This is a genomic window from Nostoc sp., assembly GCF_036917815.1.
In the GTDB taxonomy this organism is placed as follows: Bacteria; Cyanobacteriota; Cyanobacteriia; order Cyanobacteriales; family Nostocaceae; genus Nostoc.
This window is the reverse complement of sequence record NZ_JBALEK010000014.1, coordinates 25,992-46,421: the sequence shown is the minus strand read 5'-3', so window position 1 is coordinate 46,421 and position 20,430 is coordinate 25,992. Positions and strand designations below refer to the sequence as shown.

The 20,430-nt window shown below is 43.3% G+C and carries 12 protein-coding genes and 1 pseudogene; 11 read left to right on the top strand and 2 right to left on the bottom strand.

The window, feature by feature from the left end; genetic code table 11:
• The first annotated feature begins 824 nt into the window (after positions 1–824).
• Positions 825–1,748, top strand: a complete 924-nt coding sequence (locus V7K97_RS04170) for a DMT family transporter (RefSeq protein ID WP_334799429.1) — start codon at positions 825–827, stop codon at positions 1,746–1,748.
• A 506-nt stretch (positions 1,749–2,254) separates the two neighbouring features.
• Positions 2,255–3,970, top strand: coding sequence for an alpha/beta hydrolase (locus tag V7K97_RS04165; RefSeq protein ID WP_334799428.1), 1,716 nt, complete (start codon positions 2,255–2,257; stop codon positions 3,968–3,970).
• Between the two features lie 96 nt (positions 3,971–4,066).
• On the opposite strand, the gene ebsA is transcribed toward V7K97_RS04165, so the two are convergent.
• Positions 4,067–4,441: a type IV pilus biogenesis protein EbsA gene (gene ebsA / locus V7K97_RS04160; protein ID WP_334799427.1), complete on the bottom strand. Its 375-nt coding sequence runs from the start codon at positions 4,439–4,441 to the stop codon at positions 4,067–4,069.
• A gap of 1,138 nt (positions 4,442–5,579) precedes the next feature.
• On the opposite strand from ebsA, the gene V7K97_RS04155 reads away from it, so the two are divergent.
• Together V7K97_RS04155 and V7K97_RS04150 are read left to right on the top strand one after the other, a co-directional pair.
• Positions 5,580–6,986, top strand: coding sequence for a glycosyltransferase (locus V7K97_RS04155; protein WP_334799426.1), 1,407 nt, complete (start codon positions 5,580–5,582; stop codon positions 6,984–6,986).
• A 70-nt stretch (positions 6,987–7,056) separates the two neighbouring features.
• The gene (locus V7K97_RS04150; protein WP_334799425.1) at positions 7,057–7,242 is read left to right on the top strand and encodes a hypothetical protein; all 186 of its coding nucleotides are present in this window, start codon (positions 7,057–7,059) and stop codon (positions 7,240–7,242) included.
• Here V7K97_RS04150 and dnaX read toward each other — a convergent pair.
• Positions 7,222–9,816 carry a DNA polymerase III subunit gamma/tau gene (gene dnaX / locus V7K97_RS04145; protein ID WP_334799424.1) on the bottom strand — a complete coding sequence of 865 codons (2,595 nt, stop codon included), beginning with the start codon at positions 9,814–9,816 and terminating at the stop codon, positions 7,222–7,224. The two genes, V7K97_RS04150 and dnaX, sit on opposite strands and share 21 nt — an antisense overlap.
• A gap of 510 nt (positions 9,817–10,326) precedes the next feature.
• On the opposite strand from dnaX, the gene V7K97_RS04140 reads away from it, so the two are divergent.
• From V7K97_RS04140 to V7K97_RS04110, 7 genes and pseudogenes are all read left to right on the top strand, one after another.
• The gene (locus V7K97_RS04140) at positions 10,327–11,055 is read left to right on the top strand and encodes a hypothetical protein (RefSeq protein ID WP_334799423.1); all 729 of its coding nucleotides are present in this window, start codon (positions 10,327–10,329) and stop codon (positions 11,053–11,055) included.
• 198 nt (positions 11,056–11,253) lie between these two features.
• On the top strand, positions 11,254–15,123 hold the full coding sequence (locus V7K97_RS04135; RefSeq protein WP_334799422.1) for a CHAT domain-containing protein: 3,870 nt from the start codon (positions 11,254–11,256) through the stop codon (positions 15,121–15,123).
• A gap of 212 nt (positions 15,124–15,335) precedes the next feature.
• Entirely contained in the window at positions 15,336–15,530 is a 195-nt protein-coding gene (locus V7K97_RS04130) for a hypothetical protein (protein WP_334799421.1), read from the top strand.
• A 3-nt stretch (positions 15,531–15,533) separates the two neighbouring features.
• Positions 15,534–15,716 carry a hypothetical protein gene (locus V7K97_RS04125; protein ID WP_179065491.1) on the top strand — a complete coding sequence of 61 codons (183 nt, stop codon included), beginning with the start codon at positions 15,534–15,536 and terminating at the stop codon, positions 15,714–15,716.
• Between the two features lie 31 nt (positions 15,717–15,747).
• Entirely contained in the window at positions 15,748–17,433 is a 1,686-nt protein-coding gene (locus tag V7K97_RS04120) for a M14 family metallopeptidase (RefSeq protein WP_334799420.1), read from the top strand.
• A 1-nt stretch (position 17,434) separates the two neighbouring features.
• Positions 17,435–17,956: pseudogene (locus V7K97_RS04115) on the top strand (GNAT family N-acetyltransferase).
• A 794-nt stretch (positions 17,957–18,750) separates the two neighbouring features.
• Positions 18,751–20,412 carry a fasciclin domain-containing protein gene (locus V7K97_RS04110; protein WP_334799419.1) on the top strand — a complete coding sequence of 554 codons (1,662 nt, stop codon included), beginning with the start codon at positions 18,751–18,753 and terminating at the stop codon, positions 20,410–20,412.
• Positions 20,413–20,430 lie beyond the last annotated feature (18 nt).

Below are 20,430 nucleotides of genomic sequence, written 5' to 3'. Positions count from 1 at the left end.
AAATAAATTGAGTAGCGTAGATAAGCTGTTCTATGCTGTTCCATATTGAATCTGTATTAGCTAGTAGTCTGTCAAGAACTAATTGACGGATAAATAAATCTTTCAATTTTTCTTCTTTCCTTCTTACTTAGCGACGGCAGTCGCTCATCTGACTTTTCACGGCATCTGGAAAACCTCTCTCTAAATCTCTCTCCTAAAAGGAGAGAGACTTTGAATTTTCCCCCTTCCCTAGGAGGGAAGGGGGTTAGGGGGTTAGGTTTTTGGTGGACTTTTCCACATAACGTGAAAAGTCAGAGTCGCTCATGGGGGAAACCACGCCAGATGCTCCACTTGGTGAGGCAGCCCGGTCTTGTTGCCCCAACAAAGAGGGACTGCCGAACCCGGAGGGGGAGACCCCAGACGCTCTCTACGAGACGCTAAAAGCGTAGCTTGCTTCCCTGTAAGGGTACGCGGACTCGCTTGCCGCCGGCGCTATCGCTTTTAGCGTCTCCCCTTGGGAGAAGACCGCACTGGCTCCCCTTGGCGCTAGCCTCTCCCAATGTGAGAAGGGGAGACGCTAACGCGAATGTGGTTCGTTCTTTTATCCATCAAAATGTATTTGACAGACTACTAGTACAGTTCGGCGGAAATAGAGCAACCATTTAAAATTCCTAAAGAGCTTATTCCATAATACTTTTGACTTTTGACTTTTGACTTTTGACTTCCGCCTTGTGGTACTAGGCTACTAAGATAATTTATCAAGAAAAGTTTGGTAATCTAATTTAGATATGCAAATCAGATATGTTTTAGCTTATTATCAGCCCTACTTTTAGTAGGATATTTCAATGTCACTCCATCAAACTTCTGGTCGTTGGCGCTTAGGGCTAGCGTTATCGCTATTGACAGTCTTATTGTGGGGAATTTTACCTATTGCTCTTGCAGTAACTCTACAAGTACTTGATGTCTATACCGTTATTTGGTTTCGCTTTTTGGTATCATTTTTAATGCTTGCTGTGTATTTAGGAATACGCGGTAAATTACCAAAGTTAGAACAATTGCGTTCTGCTTCTTGGAAGTTATTAGCGCTCGCTACACTTTTCTTAGGGATTAATTACTTTCTATTCATGCAAGGTTTAGCATTAACATCGCCTGCTAACGCTGAAGTTCTGATTCAATTGTCTAGCCTTTTATTAGGTTTAGGAGGGCTAGTGATTTTTAAAGAACGTTACCGGCTGTATCAATGGATTGGTGTAAGTGTAATGACTTGCGGTTATCTTTTATTTTTTCGTGAACAACTAACGAATTTAATTACAGCGCATGGCACATATATACTAGGTAGTGTCTTGATTGCGCTAGGAGCAACAGCATGGGCTATTTATGCTTTGGCACAAAAGCAGTTATTACAATCTTTATCTTCCCCTAGTATCATGCTAACTATTTATGGCGGCTGTGCTTTATTATTCACTCCTTTAGCCAGAGTAAAATCACTTTTTATACTTGATACTTTCCATTTAGGGATGTTGGTTTTTTGTGCTTTGAATACTTTAATCGCTTACGGTGCTTTTGCCGAATCATTAGAACATTGGGAAGCATCACGAGTAAGTGCAGTATTAGCTTTAGCTCCCATTGTGACATTAATATCAGTCGCAGTTGTATTGGTTATTACACCTTCTTGGACACCACCAGAAAACTTTACTTTCATAGCAATGTTAGGAGCTGGTTTAGTAGTCACTGGTTCAGTAACGATCGCTTTGGGAAAAGCTGATTAATCGGAATGCTTTTCAGGATTTTTACTGGGTTTTTTATCTAGTGAATTTGTGCCATCTTCAAAGCTACAACATAAATACTGAGGCGGAGTATTTTTTATTTGTTATGATTTAATAGTGAAGGCAAACTACTAGGGTCAGCCGGATACTTTACCCATCTGCGTGACTCTATAGTATTTGATTGTTGACTTTATAGCCGAAAAATCCTTGAAAAAGAATTCAAAATCAGAATTCAGGAGTCAGAATAAATTACTAGGGGATTGGGAATAACTACTTTTTTTGACTACCACATTCTAGATTTGGTGGGGATTTTAAACCAGTTCATACCTATTATTTTTAGCAAGCTACATTCGCAAGTTATACATAATTCATCCTGAATTATAACTGCTGACTCCTAAATTCTGTTTTGATAAAATTGAGGCTAATAACTTTAAGTAAACCAAGCAGGGTGTCCGAATAACTACCAAAGCCAACACCTGATAAAACCAGACCACCGAAATAGTTGAGCGATGAATAGTTTGTTTGGTAATTGGGCCAGCACCCTCAGAAAAAATTCCCTATTGCTGGTTCTTTCAATGGTGCTGCCAACTTTTGGGATTAGTAATTCTGTCTTAGCAGCAGAGCGGATTTATGCATCTTATTCAGCTTTAGAGCTTTCAATTTCAGTTAAAACTTTAGAAAACTACGCCGAAACAGGTGTAATTAACGAAGACTTGGCAGCCTATCAGCAATATCTGCCTCTACAACAGCTTCAAGAATTGCGGCGGATTTTACTTAATCGTGTGAAAGTTACTCCGGTAGTAGTTTCACAACTTCTCCAGACACCGCAAGGAGAATTTTTGCTGCATCGGTTAGCGCAAGTGATTACAGCCAAATCCCCTCAGCCAGAAACAGGATTGAGTACTTTGCGTTCGGCGCTAATTTTAGCCTCTGGTGAATCGGGAGGTTTGACGCTTTTGAATGTGTTGCGTAAATATCCCAGCAGCAGCATTCACCTTGATGTAGCGCAGACTTTGGAAATAGCTACGGAATTAGATAAACTTGTTAGCCAAACCCATCGAGCGATCGCAGCAGTTTCCCAAAAGTCTAAAATAGAAGCTGCTAGCATTTCGCAACCCAATTTATCACAATTGCCCGATTTACAGGTTCCGGGAAAGTTTAAGTCGCAAAAATACATCTTGAAGTTTTTCGACTCAACGCGCAATCGGCTTTTATTGACTGATGTTTACATTCCCAACGTCCAAAGTCCGGCACCCGTAATTGTGATTTCTCACGGCTTGGGTTTAGACAGCAGCAACTTTCAATATTTAGCCACCCATCTAGCTTCCTACGGATTCGCCGTCGTCGTTCCCAATCATCCTGGTAGTGATGCTAAACAATTGCATTCTCTGCTAAATGGACACGCCATTGAAATAGCCGAACCAAGTGAATTTCAAGACCGGCCTTTGGATGTAACATATATACTGAATCAATTGGAAAAAGGTAATCAATCTGATTCACGGTTTAAAGGTCGGTTAAATCTGCAACAAGTCGGAGTATTTGGTCAATCTTTGGGAGGCTACACAGCCTTGGCCTTGGCAGGCGCTAAAATTAACTTTGAGCAGCTAAAACAAGACTGTAAACCAGCAGCACTCCAAAATACCTGGAATATGTCTTTACTGCTTCAGTGTCGGGCTTTGGAATTGGGCATCAGCAAGACTGACAAGGATTATAACCTGCGGGATGAGAGAGTGAAAGCGGCGATCGCAGTTAATCCCGTTACTAGTTCGATTTTCGGCAAAGCTGGCTTAAGTCAAATCAAAACTCCAGTAATGATTGTCAGCAGTAGTGATGATGCAGTTGCACCAGCTTTATCCGAGCAAATTTTACCTTTTTCCTGGTTGGCGAATTCCCAAAAGTATCTCGTCATCCTTGTAGGTGGCACCCACTTTTCCACCATTGGCAATGGAAACCCCGCAAATCAACAAGTAGCATTACCTGCGGATATGATTGGTGATGCTTCCCAAGCGCGTCGTTACATGAATGTTTTGAGTTTACCTTTCTTCCAAACATACATTGTAGGAAAGTCACAATACACCCCCTACCTGAACGCCGCCTACGCTCAAAGTATTTCTAGTAAGTCACTTGGTTTGAGTCTCGTCAAATCATTGAGTACAACCGAATTGGTACAATTACTGGATATGAAAGGAGGCAGTACCGTAAAAAAAAAGTCCCCAACACCATAGTCAGCTTCGGATTTTGGATGTTGGATATTGGTGTTGCATTGTTGCATGTGATGATTTTTATTTGAGCCGAACTTGCAAAAGTTCGGCTGAGTTTGATTAATCGTCTATACGTAGTAGCTTGCGGTAAAACGGTTGTGGAAAATCCGTTACGCGATAACGTTTATAGTTGTCCATAAGTTCAATTAAAAAATTAATAAACTCGAAACTAGCCATCATCAGTTCATAACTCATATCAGCGTTGCCATCAAACTGGATTCGGCAACGGGTTAAGTCTGAGGGTAGGGTAGCAACATTCCAGGAGGCGACAAAGGGGACGTGTTCACTGGCTTCTATCTTCCGATGTCCCTCCAAAACGCCTTTTTGATAAAGACTGATGGCATAAGGCAAGAAATTGCGTTTAGCACCCTGAACGTAAGGTAAGTAAACACTGGCTTGCTGTTGAGTCGCAGGCTGGATTTGATCGATAGACATTGTTAAATATTCCTCAAATTAGTTGACAACTGGGGATATTAGTGGCTGTTAGTAGTATTCCCAAAAGATGTGTCTAAAGCACATAGTGGGGAATGGGGAGTGGGGAATGGAGTTCAAAGACTCATTAGGGACTTCCAAATAAAAAAATGTCCCAAAACTGACCCAAAAACCCTCTCTATTTCCTGACTTTTCACGTTACAGCACTTCCGGCAGCTATGAGGTACATCCTCAAAGCTGAAAGCTATGATAGGAGAGGGGCAAGAGGAAAATTGTATTGCATAATAGCCGGAAGCGCTGTATGTGGAAAAGCTAACGATTGACCTAACCCCCTAACCCCCTTCCCTACGTTCGCGTAGCGGCACGAAGTGCGGGAAGGGGGAAAATTCAAAGTCTCTCTCCTTAAAGGAAGAGAGAAATAGAAGTGAGGTTTTCCAGATACCGTGAAAAGTCAGCTCTATTTCTCCTTTTTCTGTGTCGCGCCAGTTGCTTCTCCCAGGGGGAGACGCTACGCGAACAAGTCTCTTAACCGCAAGGGCGCACTGGCAACTCTATTGTCTCTGTGGTAGCCTGCGGCAAGCCGCTATCGCGTCTACGTTTATTTGGATAATTTATTTCTTGTCAGTCCCTTAGCAACTATCAAAGACTCATCTCTTATGCCCAATTCCCAATGCCCAATTCCCAATAAATGAAGTTACTGCAAAGAAATATAAAAATCTCGGTTACAATGATGCTGCATTAACTTTTATCGAAGCTGGGAACGATAACATTAAAAATCCTGACTGTAAAGTGGTGGATGCAGTTATTGCAGTTTCTCCCAACAACAAGCTGCTGCTACCTTGTTATTACTTTGCCCAAACCGGAGTTCTCATTAGAGAAAGTCCAACTCTACAAGCTTCCTGCCCAAGTGGGTATCAAAGGAATCAAGCCTCTGTCTAAGAGTAGTAAACGTGGTTAACGCGGGTAATTATGCAGAGTGGCGGTGACAACAAAGGTAGTCCCAGTAGCTTTTGGTTTAAGGATAGCGGGTATTGCAGTTTGCCCATTCCGATTAATGTCGGGAAAAGTAGCTTAGGGATATTTGTCCGTAAAATTACTAACTGTAGACAAATACTGATTTTTGAATCAAGCAACCTAACCTATGCCAGCGAATTCCTGGCCCGAAGAAGATTCTTATCAAGAGCTTGATCCGCTCAACTCCTTGTTATCTGACCTATCAGTAGATGAGGAGTCTGTGTTAGAAACAAATCCTGTGTCTCTAACACCCCGGTTTCAAGGTCGTAGAGGCAAAGCCGCTCTAGTCTTGACTATCGTCTGGAGTGGCACGATCGCTCTACATTTAGTTTCTTGGGCTTCTATATTTATTCTAGGACTGGCCACCATTCTAGGATTTCATGCTTTGGTGGTGGTGTTTACTAAATCCCATCGCTATCCAAAAGAAATACAGGGGGATTTGCCCTTTGTCTCTGTACTAGTGGCTGCGAAAAATGAAGAAGCGGTAATTGCTAAATTAGTCAAAAATCTTTGTAATCTGGAATATCCAGGGGGGCAGTACGAAGTATGGATAATTGACGATCATAGCAGTGATAGCACGCCACTTTTATTAGCAGAACTAGAACAAAAACATGACCAACTGAAAGTACTCAGGCGTTCAGCACAAGCTAGTGGCGGCAAATCGGGGGCGTTGAATCAGGTATTGCCGCTCACAAAGGGCGATATTATTGCAGTATTTGATGCTGATGCCCAAGTAACACCAGACTTGCTACAACAGGTAATACCTTTATTTCAAAGAGAAAAGGTGGGGGCGGTGCAGGTGCGAAAAGCGATCGCCAACGCTAAAGAAAACTTTTGGACTAAGGGGCAAATGGCCGAAATGGCTCTTGATACCTGGTTTCAGCAACAGCGCAGTGCCCTTGGTGGTATTGGCGAACTGCGAGGCAATGGTCAATTTGTCCGGCGTTCAGCCTTGGAAAGCTGCGGGGGCTGGAATGAGGAAACCATTACCGATGATTTGGATTTGACAATCCGCTTACATTTGGATAAATGGGATATTGAGTGTGTTTTCCATCCAGCCGTGCAAGAAGAAGGAGTGACAAGTGCGATCGCACTTTGGCATCAGCGCAACCGTTGGGCAGAAGGCGGATATCAGCGCTATTTGGATTATTGGGATTTAATTCTCAAAAACCGCATGGGATGGCGCAAAAGCTGGGATTTGCTGATTTTTATGCTGATTATGTATATTTTGCCAACAGCATCAGTCCCAGATTTATTAATGGCGATCGCTCGTCATCGTCCACCAATGTTAACTACCATCACAGGCTTGTCCCTTAGTATGTCGATGGTAGGGATGTTTACAGGACTGAGGCGAATACGTCAAGATCAAAAATTACCACCTTCTACATATTTTCTGATGCTGCTGCAAACCCTGCGCGGATTTTTATATATGTTGCACTGGTTTGTCGTTATGAGCAGTACAACCGCCCGGATGTCGGTAAGACCAAAACGGCTGAAATGGGTGAAAACCTTGCATACTGGGAATGGGGAATAGGGCATGGGGCATGGGGAGTTTGGAGTTAGGAGTTAGGAGTTTGGAATTTTCTCCCAATGACAAATGACAAATGCCCAATACAACTCTTGGAGAGGCTGCGCCAACGACTTCTCTACGAGACGCTACGCGAACGCTCAGTACAAGTGCCCAATGCCCAATACAACTCTTGGAGAGGCTGCGCCAACGACTTCTCTACGAGACGCTACGCGAACGCTCAGTACAAGTGCCCAATTTTTTATTCATCATCAAGTTCTGATTCTTCTACCCATTCAGGTGTAGTCATGGAGTCGGAGAATTCTGTAGAATCATCTGCAAAGCGGATAATTTGCCCGTTGAAAAATTCTGCTAGGCGTTGAGCTGCGATCGCTACTTCGTCAACTTCCCAATCAGGTGCGGGTGTTCGCTTTGGCGGTGAAGGCAAAGTTTGCGCCCCATTTCTATTTACACCATTTCCATTTACACCATTTCCATTTACACCGTTTCCATTTACCCCATTTCCATTTTTTGCTGCTGTCGGTGCTGGTGGTGGATTAGTTGGCTGTGGTACTGACGCCGGAGGCGAAATTTGCTGGTTGTAACTGGGAGTTGGTGGTTGCTGAGGGCGAGTAGAGTCTTTTGGGGGAGGATTTTTTTTGGCTGAGGTGGAGTTTGAAGAAATTCCTTTTTCTATATTTATCTGGATTTCACGCTGGAAAGTCTGCTGGAAAGCTGCCGCAATCATCGGTAGATAAGATTTCGCCTTGTCATACCATGCCTGTTGGATCGCAATTCGAGCCACATTACCATCAAACTCTATAAGACGGCTCATTTGACGCAGCATTTCTTGCCTGGATTTTGGCTGGAGGTTAGCAAGCACTTGTTGCCAAACCTGAGTTAAGTCATATTGTGCTTCCCCAACAACTTCTGAAGTTACTGGTTCAGTGTTCGCAGGCGACACAGGTACAGATACCGGTTCTGGGGTTGGTGGTGAAACTGAGTTAGCAGCAGAATTGTGATTTGTTTGCTGTTCAACCGTGGGAGATGAACTGACGGGCTGATTTTGGGCAATTGCCAGATGATTGGAGGATACAGAATTATGATTTGTTTGTGGTTCAGCTAAAGGTACAGAAGAGACTGGGTGACTTTGGACAACTGCTGAAGGATAGCTTGGAGATACAGCAGGTATGTTAACTCGTGGCGCAACACTTGGGGCTTGTGGCTGAATATTCGTTGCACTGGGTAACAATCCTAGTAATGTTACCTCCAACCACAAACGCGGCTGAGTGGTATTTTTAATTTGTACTTCTGATGTTCGTAGGTGTTGCTGTCCTGCTAAAATCGCACTCATATCAAAGTATTGAGCAAATTCAACCAGCGCTGTCCAAGTTTGTTGAGTACAAGCAACCAAATCGTGGCGATTGGGTGCGGTTTTAGCTATGAGTAAATCGCGGTAGAAGGCGGCGAGATTTTGCAGAAGAGTTAGGGGTTCTCGACCACGATCTAGGATGTAGTGAGTACAGTCTAGAACTGCTTCTGGTTTATCTTGAGCGATCGCATTTAGAAGCTTTAGCAAGTCTTGTTCGCTTACCGTCCCCACCAAATCCCAAACTCTATCTGGTGTAACTTCACCCGCTAATAAACCCAATTGATCAAGTAAGCTTTCGGCATCCCGTAACCCTCCTTGAGCAAGTTGGGCTACCAGGGTTACAGCGTCGGGTGAAATATGAATGTTTTCTATAGAGGCGATCGCACTTAAGTGCTTCACCATTGCCTCTAACTGAATGCGTCTAAAATCAAACCTTTGACAGCGTGAAATAATCGTTGGTAACACCCGTTGCGGATCTGTTGTTGCCAATATAAAAACTACGTGTCTCGGTGGTTCTTCTAGTGTTTTTAGTAGGGCGTTGAATGCCTGAGTACTGAGCATGTGGCAATTATGTACCAAGAGCATATTTGCCACAAAGTTATGATTATCTGCTACTTCAATGTCATAAACTCGCTCAACCCCAGCGAGGTGAACAGATTCGACTGTCTCCAAACTTGTAATCCATGAAGATGCCACATCCACATTCACCTGACTTTTCACATCGCGTGAACCTAACCCCCCAGCCCCCTTCCCTACTAGGGAATGGGGAGAATTCAAAGCCTCTCCCCTTGTAGGAGAGAGGTTTTCCAGATCCCTATTCACAGGGGATAGTATCTTCACTCCTTCTTTTACGTCCAATGCTGGTAGCCATCCCTGGTTTGTCCTAATTAAATGATTACCCGTACATCTAATTTCTCGATTAGTTGTCTTGATAACCAGGGTTTGCCGTTCTCCTTGGTCTAACCACCTGACCACTTTCTTAAATTCCCACTTCAGAGATGAGTCGTTGTAACTCAAAACCTTCTTGTCTTTAATTGTGGGATCATCAATTCTTTGAAGTCCCTCATCAGTCAAAACCAGAGAATCTCCAGTTAAGCATTCATCAATAACATAAACCTTATAGCGACACTGTACAGGAGCAAACTGGGCTTTTTCAATCAACTCGCGGATATTATCGACACCAGTATTACTGGCGGCGTCGATTTCAATTATGTCTAGGGCGTAACCCTTGGTAATTCCCTGACAAACCTCACACACGCCGCAGGGTTCAGCAGTGGGCTGATCGCCTTTAAGACAATTGAGGGATTTGGCCAAAATCCGGGCACTAGAAGTTTTCCCCGTACCTCTGGGGCCAGTGAATAAATAGGCGGGGGCGATTTTGGATGTGCCGATCGCGTTCGTGAGGGTGGTAGCGATCGCTTCTTGACCCACCAGTTCAGCAAAACTCTTTGGGCGATATTTGTGGTGCAGGGGTTCGTAAGACATGGAAAAATAGACTTCAATGCCTTTCAACGTTTATTAGTAGCACCGAGTCGAGTTTAGGATTCAATTATTTTAAACTCTGGTACCTGCTTTGTTTATCGATATTGTCAGAGCCACTGCACTCAACTAATGCCGTATATTTTGGCACTCAGGAATGCAAGCAACCAGAGCTTATCCTATACTATGATTTCAACATCAATGGTATTGGAATTATAGCATATCATTTAGTACATTTGTTCTAATTAACGAGTGAGGAGAAATCAATTAAAAATTAAAAATTAAAAATTAGGTGAGATAACAAGGAAGATACCCCATGCCCCATGCCCAATGACCAATACTTCTCTTCTTAGGCTGCGCCAACGGCAACTCTTGGAGACGCTACGCGTAGCAAGATCCCCGGAGGGGTACGCTCAGTACAAGTGCCCCATGCCCAATGACCAATGACTATACGTTAGTCCGGTGCGATCGCTACACTACAATTTTAGGATAAGCAATATTTCGATGGTGTAGCAGATGCTCAAGCAGCTATTTCAATGGCTCAAAAAGCTTTTTCAGAGCTTGTTTGGTGGAAAACAGACTGCCTCAAAATCTAGGGAGAATGTGGAAAAAGAACCAGCACCCCCCTTAAGCGATACGGATCTGGAATTTCTCTTCAACGAACTCTTGCAAGGAGTACATCAAGCACGAGGGGAAGCATGGGCACGGAAATGGCTGCATAATATTGAGCATCGCATTCCAACAGAAGACTGGGTTGAGTGGTTAGGGCGCTTTGGCGATAGATTATTAGCATCACCGACACCCAATAATGAAATGGCGGCGCGGTTAGTGCAACTGGGTGAGTTGGACATCCCAGAAATCGGAGATGTTGCCTATAGTATCGGGATGCAGTTGTTGACACGCAATCAAGGCGAACCAATTTGGGAATATGAAGGACCAGATGCTCTTAACACAACTTTGCCACCTGAACCAACTGCTCCAATATTAGAGTCAACAGACTCACCAGAGAATCCCCCAGAGAATCCCCCAGAGAATCCCCCAGAGAATCCCCCAGAGAATCCCCCAGAGGGAGAATACCAAACTGTCACCATAGAAGAGTTATTTGTGATGTTGCAGGAGGATGAAAACTTACGCCAACAGATTGCTCAACAGCTTGCCGTTGAAACAGATGATCCGCAAGTGCTTGTCCAGGCGTTAATTAGTCAATTATCTGGTCAATCGACTAAAGAGCAAACAGAAAATTAACTGCTTGGCACGGTCAAAACTCAAGAGTTAAATCGGGGAATTGTAACGTTGTAATGCTATACTCTTGAAGCTTTGTATATTTTTTGCTATCCTTCTACGGAAGCGCTGTCAGAATCTAATGGATTTTTACGTAATTCATGATTTTTTTAACACAACGATGGCTACAATCTAGAAAAACAAAATCCAAGTGTGTGGCAGATGCTCAGGCGGATATCGCAGTCGCTTAAAAGGTTTTTAAAGCGACTCATTGCACGTAAACAGACTAGTTCTCTCAAGGGTGCGAGAGGAAACAATCTGGTGGAGATACTACCAGAACTAACCAATGCTGAACTGGAACAATTGTTTATCCAATTGTTAGAAGGCGTGCATCAAGCACGAGGACGACAGTGGGCATTGAGGTATCTGCAACGGCTGGAAAATCGCGTTTCGGCTGAACGCTGGATAGATTGGTTGGTGATGTTTGGCGAAAGGTTGCTAGCTTCACCCGCCCCGAATCCTCTTTTAGCATCACAGATGGTGCAATTGGGGGAACTTGATGTTGGCAGAATTGGAGATATTGCATATAACATTGGCATCCGGCTGATGCAAAACTCACCCATACAAAACTCACCCACACCCATAGAGTATGACGACAATCAGGCGCAAGATGTCGTAGAAATGACTCCTGGGCAAGAACTAATCCGCGATTTGGGCGAGGAGTTATGGGAGTATGATGAGCCTGATGTCGTAGAAACTACTCCTGGGCAAGAACTGATCCGCGATTTGGGCGAGGAGTTATGGGAGTATGATGAGCCTGATGTCGTAGAAATCACAACTGATGAAGAAATTCTCCCAACTTCTCCTGGACAAGAGCTAATCCGTAGCTTAGGTGAACAGTTATGGGAATATGATCTGCCAGATGTTGAACCAATTACGTCAGCACCCGAAAATGTGCCTTCTGAGGAAAGATTGACTGAGAATTTAGAGGAAGTGGTATTTGAGTATGAACCAGAAGATGCTCAAACCCCAATCAGAGAAAATATCCCTCTACCCGCAGCGCAAGATTCAATCACCTCATTAGCCGAACTGAGGTTTGACGATGAAGAAGTTACTCCAACTAAAACACCAGCAAATCTCCTTTTTACTAGAGAAAGAAGCGAGTTAGCAACGTCTTCCTCAGAGGAAAGCTGGGATAACACTTTGACGAATTTAGAGCCAAAGGTAGCTTCTGCCCTAGATGAGTTGTGGGTGAGGTTGGATCAAAGTACCAATTTAGTCCAGCAACTTGCTTCTAATTTGGCAGTTCAAAGCAGTAATTCTCCTGGTATTATTGAGCGACATAACGATAATCCGATTACCCACGCTCAAGGGTGGTTTTACCAAGGTCTAAGCCAAGCGAAAACCGGTGATTTGTTAGGCGCGATCGCCTCTTACGATCAAGCCATTGAACTTCAACCCGAATTCTCAGAATATTGGTTTAACCGAGGTTTGACGCTGTTTCATTTAGAACGTTTTGAAGAAGCGATCGCATCTTACGAAACCGCCACACAATTAAAACCCGACTTCTACAAAGCTTGGTACAACCGGGGCGGAACTCTCGGAGAATTAGGATATTTTGAAGAGGCGATCGCTTCTTTTGACAAAGCCATAGAAATTAAAGCAGACTACCAAGAAGCGTGGTCTAGTAAAGGTTTGGCACTGCTGAAATTAGGTTGGCTACCCGAAGCGATATCCAGTTATGACCAAGCCCTACATTTGGAACCAGAAGACCAGGAAAACTGGTATCACCGAGGCATCGCCCTAGCTGTCGGCGAACAATTTGCTGAGGCGATTATATCTTACGACAGAGCGATAGAAATTAACCCAGAGTACCACGAAGTTTGGATAGACCGGGGTGTAGTGCTGTTTAATTTAGGAAAGTGGTCAGAAGCGATCGCCTCCTGGGATAAAGCCCTTTCAGTTCAAGCCGACTTCTACTTAGCTTGGTACAACCGGGGTATAGCCTTAGACAACTTAGGACGTAGACAAGAAGCCATCGCCTCCTATCGGCAAGCGATCGCTATTAAACCCGACTTTCACCTAGCTTGGTATAATCAGGCACTAGCACTGTTTTATTTAGAACAATTTGCCGAAGCGATCGCCTGTTATGACAACGCTTTGCAAATTAAACAAGATTATTGGGAAGCTTGGATTGGTCGGGGAACTGCGATCGGTCATTTAGTAGATTCTGAGGCATTGCGGAATTTGTCGAGTAGAATCACAGCGACAAATCCCGCCTTACAACAAGGCGGCTACGAAGGAAAACTAGCCAGCTACGAAGAAGGGTTAAAACATCTGCGGACAGATACCCACCCAGAAGGTTGGGGTAGATTGCATTTTGCGATCGCTAATACTTACTACGAACAAGGCAAAAAACATACTAATACCCGTGATTATTGGCGCAAAGCCGCATCTGAGTATCATCAGGCGTTGTTAACCCTGACACTAGAATATTTTCCCCAGTTGCACCTAGAGGTTTTGCAATCTCTAAGCAAAGTGCTGATGGGTTTGGGACAAACAACACAAGTTCAAGAATTGCTGCAACGCGGTACAGATTTATTGCGACAATTATTAAGTGAAGAAACTCGCTCAGACGAAAGTAAAAAACAGCTAGCTTTAAAATTTGCAGGTTTTGATCAATTGGCTGTTGATTTAGCCGTAGAGTCTGGTGATTTAGTAGAAGCCTGGGAAATTGCCGAACAAGGTAAAAATACTTGTTTAAACTGGCTGCTTTATGGCTGGAACGATCATATTTATTCGCCTTATTATGGAGCAATTCAACAACTATTCAATCCCACAACAGCAATTATTTACTGGCATATTAGTCCAGTCGCCCTACACACATTTATTCTCAAAGACCAAGCGCCATCACCGATTCTCCTCTTTACACCCATGCAAGATACTGGGGCAATAACTTTAGGAGAAGACGCTATCCGTTTAAATGAATTGCCCCTACCCGAAGCAGTGCAACGCCTAATTGAATTTGAAGCTTGGCTTGAAGATTGGCATCAAAAATACCAAGAATATCGCCGCACAGCCCAAGACAAAGAAAGTAAAAGCCAGCATTCTTGGCGAGTTGAGATGGAAGCAAAGCTATTGCAACTGTATGAAATACTAAATATTTCCACAATTGCCCAGGAACTCGAAGGCATCACCCAACTGGTTTTAATTCCTCACCGTGACTTGTATAGATTGCCCATTCATACCCTTTTCCATCTCTCTTCCCCATCGCCGGAAGAGTTGCCGAATGTGGAGTCAAATTTCACAGTCACCTATCTGCCGAGTGCCCAAATAGGTTTATCAATAAGAACTGAGGATATTTGGCAGTGGCAAAATAAGTTATTGCTCAGTGTTGAACATCCTGAAAGTACAGGTTATCCCACACTTAAATTTGCCAAACTTGAGTCTGAAGTTGTGAGCCAGATGTTCAATAATATCCAACGAATTCAGGGGGCAGAAGCTACAAAAAATCTTGTTGAAAATGCTTTATCTGATAATTACAATATCTTGCATTTTACGGGTCATGTAACTAATAATTTGGTTGAGCCTAAAAAGTCAGAATTAGCATTAGCAGGTGAAGACAGACTTACTCTCGATGAAATCTGCCAACAAAATCTCGCAAGTTACAACCTGATTACCCTCTCTGCCTGTGAAAATTTAAGTACTAGCAACCAGACTATCAGCAGCGAATATGTGAGTTTAGTCAGTGGTTTTGTGAGTCAGGGCGTACCTCATGTAGTGAGTACTCTCTGGAGTGTAGAATCTTCAGCTAGTGCCTTGGTGATGATCGAGTTTTACCGACGATTACACCCCAATAAATCAGCCGTTACTGCCTTAGCTGAAGCAACAAGATGGCTGAAAGAATTAACTGCTGGAGAACTGACCAAATGGTATGAAGATATTTTGAATAATCTGCATCCAGAAGAAGTAAGAATTCAAACTTATTTAGCAACACAATTATATAGAAATAGTAAAATGGCATCAGATAAAAATCTTTATAATCATCCTTACTACTGGGCAGCATTCACGATTATGGGTAAACCGAATTAATCAAAACCCCACACTTACACTAGTACATCACGGCGGAAATAGACCTACCATCCTAAATGGGTAAAAAGCTTGCGGTATAAGTATTCTTTCTTTTTACTTTTGCCTTGTTGTACTAGTTCTATATTTGGTCGGACTTGTACCCGATTGTGGAAGCGTTTATGAATTCATGGTGGTCTGAAAGTTTATGGCGGAAGTGAAGATTAAAAATAAATATGAAATCAGAAACCAGAAATGTATTACTTAAAGCTTACGCAGAACTACATAAGATCATTGAAGAGTTATATGAAGCTCATGACAGAGCAATAGAGAACAATGATTTTGACGATGCTAGTTTGTTGGCTAGTCGAGCAGATAGACTTTATGAAGAAGTCGAAAATTTAGAAATCATCATCTCAGAATTGGAGTAGATAATGAAAACAATTGAAGAATTAAAAACTCGGATCAAAGAACTCAGTAGTCAAGCTGTAAAATTCAGTAAAAAAGCAACTGAAGTGTGTTTGACAGACCGGGAACAAGCTAAACAGTTCAGACAACAAGCTAGGGAAGCTAGTAAGCGTTGTCAGTTATTGATACAAGAATTGAAACGGCAATAGGTTTAAAATAATTCTTACTCAGGGGTTTATTATGCCAGATGTTCGGTTTGATAAATACTATCGCTATGATGACCTGACAAGCATTCTGCACAGTTATGCACAGGAATTTCGCCAACTAGTACGGATAGAAAGCATTGGCAAAAGTTACGAAGGACGTGACATCTGGCTATTGACAGTTACCAACTTTGCCACTGGCGCACATCAAGAAAAACCTGCTCTCTGGGTTGATGGCAATATCCACGCCACTGAACTAGCACCGTCAAGTGTTTGCCTATACCTCTTGCAAACATTAGTTACAGCCTACGGTACTCACTCAGAAATTACCCGTTGTTTGGATACCCGCACCTTCTACATTTGCCCCCGTGTTAATCCTGATGGTGCTGAGTTGGCATTGGCTGACAAACCAAAATTTATTCGCTCTGGTACTCGTCCCTATCCCCATGATGAGGAAGGTAATGAGGGGTTAGTGATGGAAGATATCGATGGCGATGGTCGGATTTTACTGATGCGAATCCCCGATGCTAATGGGGCTTGGAAAGTCTGTCCTACTGAACCACGCCTGCTGGTGCGACGTGAACCAACAGAAACAGGTGGTCAGTATTATCGCGTACTACCAGAAGGAAATATCGAAAATTACGACGGAGTTCAGATTCAAATTCAGCCTTCTAAAGAAGGGCTAGATTTAAACCGGAATTTTCCATTTTTGTGGCGGCAAGAATCTGAGCAATCGGGGGCTGGCCCCTATCCGACATCTGAAACAGAAGTGCGATCGCTCGTTGAGTTTATCACTACACATCCTAATATTACAGGAGCGATCGCCTTTCACACTTTTAGCGGTGTTCTCATCCGTCCCTACACCCACCTCAGCGATGATGAATTTCCTGTTAATGACCTCCGCACCTATCAACGCATTGGCGCTAAAGGTACTGAACTCACCCAATATCCGGCTATCTCCGCCTTTCATGATTTTCGCTATAACCCCAAAGACGTAATTACAGGTATATTCGACGACTGGGCTTATGAATATCAAGGTCTATTTGCCTGGACAGTAGAAGTCTGGAGTCCGCAGCGCCAAGCTGGAATTACTGATTACAAATACATCGATTGGCAGCGAGAACATCCTGTAGAAGATGACTTGAAGATGCTGCGTTGGAACGATGAAAAACTGGCAGGTAAGGGCTACGTAGATTGGTATCCCTTCGAGCATACCCAACTCGGACAGATTGAACTAGGCGGCTGGGATACCATGTACGCTTGGACAAATCCACCCCCTGAGTTTCTAGAGAAAGAGATAGCCCTCTTCCCCGAATGGCTAGTTTGGCATCTGTTAATATCTCCTCGTTTAGAGATTTACGAAGCCAGTGTTCACAAATTGGGTGATGATACTTATCGGGTGCGATTAGTTGTGCATAATACAGGCTGGTTGCCCACCAACGTCACCCAAAAAGCCTTAGAAAAAAAGCTGGTGCGGGGCTGCATCTGTGAAATTGAACTGCCACCTGGGGGAATTTTAGTCACGGGTAAGCCCCGTGAAGAGTTAGGTCAATTAGAGGGACGAGCTTACAAGCCTTCAACTCCCATTAGACGGCACAGCGATCCTACCAAGGATCGGGCGAAGGTGGAATGGGTGGTGCGTGTGCCCCAAGGTAGCACAGCTAAACTGCTAGCCCGTCATGAACGTGCTGGAGTTGTTCGCACTGAATTGACATTCCCATGATTTGACATTTGAAATTGTCAAACATACTTCCTGGCATAATTACCCTAATACGGCTTTGTCTAAATCTATAATTACGGTTCGCCTGATTACACGCGACGAACTTCCCCAACTTTTAGCGTTGTATCACCACCTAAACCCCGTCGATGCGCCTCTGCCTGCTGACGATGTTTTACAATCCATCTGGGATGCTATTTTACATGATCCCCGTTTGTATTACATTGTGGCTGATCTTGCTAACCAGTTAGTAGCAACGTGTAACTTAACCATTGTTCCCAACTTGAGGCGTGGCGCACGTCCATACGGCATTATTGAAAATGTTGTCACCCATGCCGATTATCGACGATAGGGATTAGGTAGGCAAGTGCTGCATTATGCCTTGGCTTTAGCATGGCAGCAACAGTGTTATAAAGTGATGCTTCTGAGTGGCTCAAAACGCGAGGAGACTTTGCACTTCTATGAAAAAGTAGGGTTCAAGCGTGGAGTCAAAACCGGATTTGTTGCCCTACCTCCAGAGGAGTTGTGAGCAAGATTGATATAGATTAGACATCTTCCAAAAATCCTAGTTGATCTTTGGGTTCCTTTTCATAAAATTGTCTTTTGTCAAAAAATAATTCTTAGCCAAAAATCTGGGCGCAATCTGGCTCGAAAATTTTGATTGCGATCGCTAATTCCCAGTCTAGCATTTTCAAATTGCCCATCACTGACAACTATCTAAAGAGTGAAAGTTTTTACTCAAAATCCAGCCCTGAGTTAGTTGTATAATCTCGATTAAGTGATTAATAATAATTATACAACCAAGGGAACATTTTATTTCTTAAATGCTACTAAAGATCATGATACATTAAGTTTGACGGCACTAACCCTCCTCGGCAATTATAAAGAGACGGCTATGAAAGGCCAATTATTTTACTGCTTGACTGCAATTTTAGAACTGATAAAATCGCCTCCTTGCATTAATTATCTTTATTGTTGCAACATATCAGATCGCCACGGTGTCGCTGCTTATATTTAGTGTGATCTGCGGTTCTTTAAAAAAAAATAGGAATTACGCAAAACTACAGGCACTCAGGGGCAATTCCTGACTTGCTCCCGATGAAAATCAGGGTTTCGGCTATCGTTTGCGTAAGTCTTGATGTTATGAGATGTTAGAGCAGCTACTCATAATGTCCCACATTTTAATTTTCCAGAGTTAACGGGTTTCATTTCTGGTTTCCATATCGAGGCAACCAACCAATCATCTGGATATTTGTATTCACTTAACCCGGCATCGTGTATTTTCCAATACTCAACCCAAGAAATTGAAAAGAGGATATTTCCATGTCTAGTTTGTTTCGTTGGTCATCAACAAAGATTGCTTTCCTAGTTCTGGGAATGACAGCTGCCACAATAGCTCCCATTGTAATTTCTGCACCAGCTTTATCTCAAAATACTGTTCCATCTACACCATCACCAACTTCAACAGCTAACCTGTCTGATGTTTCCTCAGATTATTGGGCGCGTCCCTTCATTCAAGCCCTAGCCGACAATAACGTAATTGCTGGCTTTCCTGATGGTACTTTTAGACCCAATCAACCTGTGACTCGTGCTGAATTTGCGGCCTTGATTCAAAAAGCTTTCAGTAACCAAAGCCGAGTTCGGCAATTAAGTTCTGGTGGATTTAGTGATGTTCCTGCTAACTATTGGGCGGCTTCTGCAATTCAAAACGCCTACGAAACTGGATTCTTGGCAGGTTATCCTGGGAACGTGTTTAAACCAAATCAAGAAATTCCTAGAGTGCAGGGGATTGTTTCTTTAAGTAATGGCTTGGGTTTGTCTGGTGGCGATGCAAGTACTCTCAGTAGTTTCTACAACGATGCCTCAGCTATCCCTAACTATGCTGTTAATAGTGTGGCAGCAGCGACACTAGGTAATATTGTTGTGAATTACCCGGATGTCAAACAACTCAATCCGCAACAGTCTTTAACTCGTGCTGAAGCTGCGGCACTATTATATCAAGCTTTAGTTAAGCAGGGAAAACTGCAACCCATTGCTAGCAATCTTCCGGCTAGTCAGTATGTTGTGGCTGGAACTCCAACAAGTACCGATATTGTTGCTCTTGCTGCATCCAGTAGTTCTTTTACAACTCTGACTTCTTTATTAAAGACATCAGGTTTAGCTGATGTTCTTCAACAGGCTGGCCCTTATACAGTCTTCGCTCCCACCGATCAAGCATTTGCTGCTTTACCTGCTGCTACCTTACAAGAGTTACAGCAACCAGAGAACAAAGAAGCATTGATTAAGATTTTGAGATATCATGTGGTTCCCGGTGCGGTAACTGCTAGTCAACTCTCTTCTGGGAAACTAGAAACCGTTGAAGATAAACCTGTAAATATTCAAATCGATCGCGCTAACAATCAAGTCTCGGTGAATAATGCCAGAGTTATCCAGGCGGACGTTAAAGCTAGCAATGGTATTATCCATGCAATTAACCAAGTCTTGATTCCGCCTGATGTTAACATCAGTAAGTTAAATCAGCCACCAACAGGAAGTACAGGTACAACACCTGATGTAACAGTAGGTAGAGCTACTCGTGGTGGCAGAAGCTATATCGGAGTTGCTGGTAACATTGGTTTGCTCGGCAATGATAGAGCTCTGAGCGACGGCAACTTTGCAGTCATCAGCAAACTTGGTCTGACACGCAATATATCAGTACGACCATCGGTAATATTTGGGGATAATACACTGTTTCTGGTTCCCTTGACTTTAGATTGGTCTCCCCGTAGAGGAGGTTCGGTGGATCATGAAACGTTCTCTATATCTCCTTACGTGGGTGCTGGTGTAGCCATTGCAGCTAATAACAATACTGATTTTGGATTACTGCTAACTGGTGGTGTAGATGTTCCTCTCGGTTCTAAATTTACGCTGACGGGTGGCGTAAATGCTGCTTTTTTGAATGATACTGATGTCGGACTACAATTCGGACTTGGCTACAACTTCTAAGTAATCTGACCTCACTTC

Bases quoted from the DNA above. Each gene is read 5' to 3' on its own strand.
- V7K97_RS04120 (WP_334799420.1), top strand. From the start codon at position 15,748: ATGCCAGATGTTCGGTTTGATAAATACTATCGCTATGATGACCTGACA.
- V7K97_RS04135 (WP_334799422.1), top strand. From the start codon at position 11,254: ATGCTCAGGCGGATATCGCAGTCGCTTAAAAGGTTTTTAAAGCGACTC.
- V7K97_RS04125 (WP_179065491.1), top strand. From the start codon at position 15,534: ATGAAAACAATTGAAGAATTAAAAACTCGGATCAAAGAACTCAGTAGT.
- V7K97_RS04130 (WP_334799421.1), top strand. From the start codon at position 15,336: ATGAAATCAGAAACCAGAAATGTATTACTTAAAGCTTACGCAGAACTA.
- V7K97_RS04110 (WP_334799419.1), top strand. From the start codon at position 18,751: ATGTCTAGTTTGTTTCGTTGGTCATCAACAAAGATTGCTTTCCTAGTT.
- V7K97_RS04165 (WP_334799428.1), top strand. From the start codon at position 2,255: ATGAATAGTTTGTTTGGTAATTGGGCCAGCACCCTCAGAAAAAATTCC.
- ebsA (WP_334799427.1), bottom strand. From the start codon at position 4,441: ATGTCTATCGATCAAATCCAGCCTGCGACTCAACAGCAAGCCAGTGTT.
- V7K97_RS04155 (WP_334799426.1), top strand. From the start codon at position 5,580: ATGCCAGCGAATTCCTGGCCCGAAGAAGATTCTTATCAAGAGCTTGAT.
- V7K97_RS04140 (WP_334799423.1), top strand. From the start codon at position 10,327: ATGCTCAAGCAGCTATTTCAATGGCTCAAAAAGCTTTTTCAGAGCTTG.
- dnaX (WP_334799424.1), bottom strand. From the start codon at position 9,816: ATGTCTTACGAACCCCTGCACCACAAATATCGCCCAAAGAGTTTTGCT.
- V7K97_RS04170 (WP_334799429.1), top strand. From the start codon at position 825: ATGTCACTCCATCAAACTTCTGGTCGTTGGCGCTTAGGGCTAGCGTTA.
- V7K97_RS04150 (WP_334799425.1), top strand. From the start codon at position 7,057: ATGCCCAATACAACTCTTGGAGAGGCTGCGCCAACGACTTCTCTACGA.